This window comes from Paenibacillus maysiensis (assembly GCF_000520815.1).
In the GTDB taxonomy this organism is placed as follows: Bacteria; Bacillota; Bacilli; order Paenibacillales; family Paenibacillaceae; genus Paenibacillus; species Paenibacillus maysiensis.
The window spans coordinates 1-907 of record NZ_ASRY01000246.1 but is presented as its reverse complement, the minus strand read 5'-3'; the positions used below and the strand labels follow the sequence as shown (position 1 = coordinate 907).

The following is a 907-nucleotide window of genomic DNA, read 5'->3' as shown; positions in this document are numbered from 1 at the left end:
GTGACTTCCCATGTGCAGCCTGTTTCCTGATTCAAAAACCACATCTTATCACCCTCCAAAATTAAAAATAAGGGTATCCAAAACGGACGCCCTGAACATGTTTCTTCTATTATAATGTGTTCACTTTCACTTAAGACTTATTGGCTGTGAGTACAGCGAGAGCTTCCGGCTTGATGCATTTGGCTCCAAACACTTGCAACCCTTTCACTGCATCCGAAAATTGCTTCTCTGGTCTGAATGCTTCCACCGAATCCACTTGTCCAGCAAACGAAATCGCGCTCTTATGACCCGCAATAATTTTATACTTAGCTCCTGCGGTATTTGGCACACTGTTGGATTTGTAAACGGTCATGCCATCAATATCTCCCACATAACCTGTGCGGATGATACTTGGGTCTTTCGTGAAACGAGCATCTTTCAGTAGCAAGCCATAGTACCATGCAGGAACCACCACAAATCGTTCCGTTTCCGGCACATTATTTTCGTCCAATAGTACGCCTAAATCAATCAGTAAATCATAGGCTGTATCTTTGGTTGGAATTATAGGCGTTGCATCGTTACCCATCGTATTCTCAGCTTTGACCTCCGTATAAAATCCAGCAAGATACTGATCCACTACATTGGCGAGTCCATAAGAGGCTTCCACGATTCCACCATCCAGTAGATTCACATTCGCTTGTGCAGCATCGACATCATCCACCTGAAAATTGAAATACTTCGCCTGATCAATCACCAATGTTTTTTGTGTAGCATCCAGTTCCTGTGGATTACCGATTCCTGCCACCTTATCATAATTGCCAATGGTTACTGCACCAATAGAATTGATTTTTACTGTGGAACCCTGACCTTGAATCTCCCCTTCGTAATCGGTGTTGACCACATTCCCATACACCAGATTCTTTTTCAG

Annotated in this window: 1 protein-coding gene; it reads right to left on the bottom strand. The window is 43.3% G+C overall.

Annotation, left to right across the window (positions count from 1 at the left end; translation table 11 throughout):
* Positions 1-130: 130 nt before the first annotated feature.
* Positions 131-907, bottom strand: a 777-nt coding sequence (locus L696_RS0117465; protein ID WP_025684790.1) for a phage major capsid protein, incomplete at its 5' end; no start/stop codon positions are given.